The 2,861-nt window shown below is 62.5% G+C and carries 3 protein-coding genes; all 3 read right to left on the bottom strand.

The features are described 5' to 3' along the window. The coding region (locus tag EN780_RS31280; protein WP_128276206.1) for an AMP-binding protein at positions 1–1,204 on the bottom strand (1,204 nt) is incomplete at its 3' end. A gap of 15 nt (positions 1,205–1,219) precedes the next feature. Next, entirely contained in the window at positions 1,220–2,410 is a 1,191-nt protein-coding gene (locus EN780_RS31275) for an acyl-CoA dehydrogenase family protein (RefSeq protein WP_128276205.1), read from the bottom strand. After that, a partial coding sequence (locus tag EN780_RS31270) for a nitrilase-related carbon-nitrogen hydrolase (protein WP_281035390.1) occupies positions 2,403–2,861 on the bottom strand: 459 nt, incomplete at its 5' end. The genes EN780_RS31270 and EN780_RS31275, both read right to left, overlap by 8 nt.

Below are 2,861 nucleotides of genomic sequence, written 5' to 3'. Positions count from 1 at the left end.
CCTTGGAGAACAAGTCGCCGGTATAGATCCATCCGGCTTTCAGCTTCCTCGACGTTTCGAACGGTTTGTTCCAGTAGCCTTGCATCGCCTGCGGCCCGCGCACGATCAGTTGGCCGATCTCACCGGAGGCAACGACCTCCGATGGGGCGACCTCACGCGTAGTATCGTTGACGATCACCCGGCACTCGGAGATCAGTGTCGGCTTGCCGCACGAGCCGAGCTTACGCAGCGAATCACCGGGGTGCAGCACCAGCGTCAGCGAGGCTTCCGTCATGCCGTAGCCGTTGAACACGCGAGGGCAGAATTCGGCGATTACCCGCTCCATGGTCGACGAGGAAATCGCGGCACCGCCGGTGGTGACGAGCCGGAGACTGGAAACGTCGAAATCCTTGAAGCGTGGATGGAACATCATTTCTTGGATCTGCGTCGGCACCGCGAACAGCGTGGTGATCTTTTCAGCTTCGATCGTCTGCAGCGTGCGCTCAGCTTCGTAGCGGCCCAATACGACGTTGGTGGCCCCTACCATTAGATGCGGTACAAAAAAGGCCTGCATGCCGCCGACATGATAGAGCGGAGCGATATGTAGGGCCCTATCGCCATGGGACAGGCCGTATTCCATGATACAGTTCATGGCGATCGCCACGTCGTTGGCATGAGTGTGGATGACGCCCTTGGGTCGGCCAGTCGTGCCCGAGGTGTAGACCAATGCGGAGATATCGTCGCCGTCAGGGATCGGCCGCATTTGCTCGCGATCGACCGTGGTCTCGGCCAGCGCCTCGAAATGATGATGACCTTGTGGAATGTTGGCCTGGTCGTAGGCGCAGCCGATGTAGTCGTGCACCGACCTGATCTGCGCCGCGATCTTGAGCGCGGTTTCGGTCAGGTTGCGCCCGTAGACCAGCACACGCGCGCCGGAGTCCTGCAGCATATAGGCGGCTTCGCCGGGGCTCAGTCGGAAGTTCAGCGGCACGGCGACGGCGCCGAGCAACTGGCAGGCGAAATAGGTTGTCACCGAGTTTTCCGATGTCGAGACGTAGAAGGCGACGCGATCTCCCGGCCGCACGCCCATGTCGGCGAGTGCCTGCGTGAAGCGGCGGATACGTCCCAGCCATTCGACATTGGTCCAGCGCCGATCCTCGAAGATCAGCGCGACGTCGTGCGGATAGCGGTCGACCGAAGCTTCCAGAATGCGGGCGATGTTCATCGCGGTCTATTCCCGTCAGAGATTGAGCTTGATCGAGGGCATTTCGCGAGCTGCGATCAGGTATTTGTTCATTTCGGAGGTGCCGCCGACGATCGGTAGTGCGCGGGCGTCGCGGTAGATTTGTTCGGCGCGACCGAATTGCCGGGTGATGCCATCGCCACCCAGGATTTGCACCACCCGGTCGGCGCAAAACACTGCCGTCTCGGTTGCGACAAGCTTAGCCTGGCTCGCCTCGCGCATTAGGCTTTTGCCCTCGATGCCCTCATCGTACATCCGCGCTGCGCGGTGGGTGAGCAGCTCGGCGGCGTCGATGCGCCAACTCATCTCGGCGATCATGTCCCAGATCAGCTGTTTCTGGCCCAGCTTCTGGCCGAAAACGTTGCGATGCTGGGCGTGGGCCGTCGCGATGTCGAAGGCCGAGCGCGCCACGCCGAGCCCAGAACCGCCAAGGAGGACGCGCTCGAAGTTGAAGGCGCCGAGCATGATGCGGAAGCCGCCGCCGACTTCGCCGAGCAGGTTTTCCTCGGGCACGCGCACGCCATCAAACGCGACTTCGCCGACGAGGCAGCCTCGCCGGCCCATGAAGTCGTAATTGCGCGGGAAGGACAGCCCGCTTGTGCCCGCGGGAACGGCGACCGCGGTCAAGCCTTTGTGCGGCGACACATTCGGATCGGTGATTCCCCACACGACATAAACGTCAGCCCTGGAAGCATTGGAGATATAACGCTTCAGGCCGTCAATCACCCACTCCCTCGACCGGGTGTCGAAGCGGATGTGGGTTTCCATGCCCGCGCTGTCAGAGCCAACATTCGGCTCAGTGATGCAGATCGAGCCTACGGCTTGGCCGTCGAGCAGCGGCACCAGGAAACGCCCACGGATGGCGGCGCTGGCAAAGCCATGGAGCGGAAAGGCGCAGGACAGCGCAGTGGCGACCGTCGTCTCGAAGGCGTAGTTCAGATAAGCTGCTTCCTCGGAAAGGATGGTAGCGGGGGTCAGTCCCGGTCTAGTGAGCGGACCGCCATAAAGATCGGCGAACATCAGCTTGAGATAGCCGGCGCGGCCAAGCGCCCGCACCACCGCCTTGACCGCCTCCCAGTCGGCGTCGCGCTCGATCGCCTCGCAACGCGGCGCCAATTGGCTGCGGAGGAAGGCGCGGATTTCGACCCGAAACGCCCGGTGCTCTGCGGTTAGCAGGAAATCATGCATGACGTTGGCCCGACACGTCGCCGCGGATGAAATCTGGAACTCCCAGCCGATCGATCAAGCGGGCGGTTTCGCGATGCACAAGTCCTATATTGCTGTCGCGGACGGTCGGCAGCAGGCGCCGCGCGAGCCGCACCCGATCGTAGTCGAGCACGGCGTCGATGATCTCCTCGCCATCGCCGGCGATGGCGAGTTCGACGCCGAGCGGGTCGAGGATGCGCGACCCGCCCCAGAAGGTCAGGTCGTTCTCAACGCCGACCCGATTAACCATGATCGATGGCGCGCCGTACATCATCGAATAGAAGGCCATGGTCAGCGCCCAGCCCTTCGGGTTGTCGAATTCAGCTCCGACCGCCTCGACCCCGGAGCTCACCGGGCTGATTAGCAGCGTCGCGCCGTGAAGAAACGCCAGATGGGTCAATGCCGGGTTCCACAGATCGGCGCAAATTAGCAG

The sequence above is a fragment of the Mesorhizobium sp. M4B.F.Ca.ET.089.01.1.1 genome, from assembly GCF_004022605.1.
Lineage (GTDB): Bacteria > Pseudomonadota > Alphaproteobacteria > Rhizobiales > Rhizobiaceae > Mesorhizobium > Mesorhizobium abyssinicae.
This window is presented reverse-complemented; position numbering and strand designations above follow the sequence as displayed.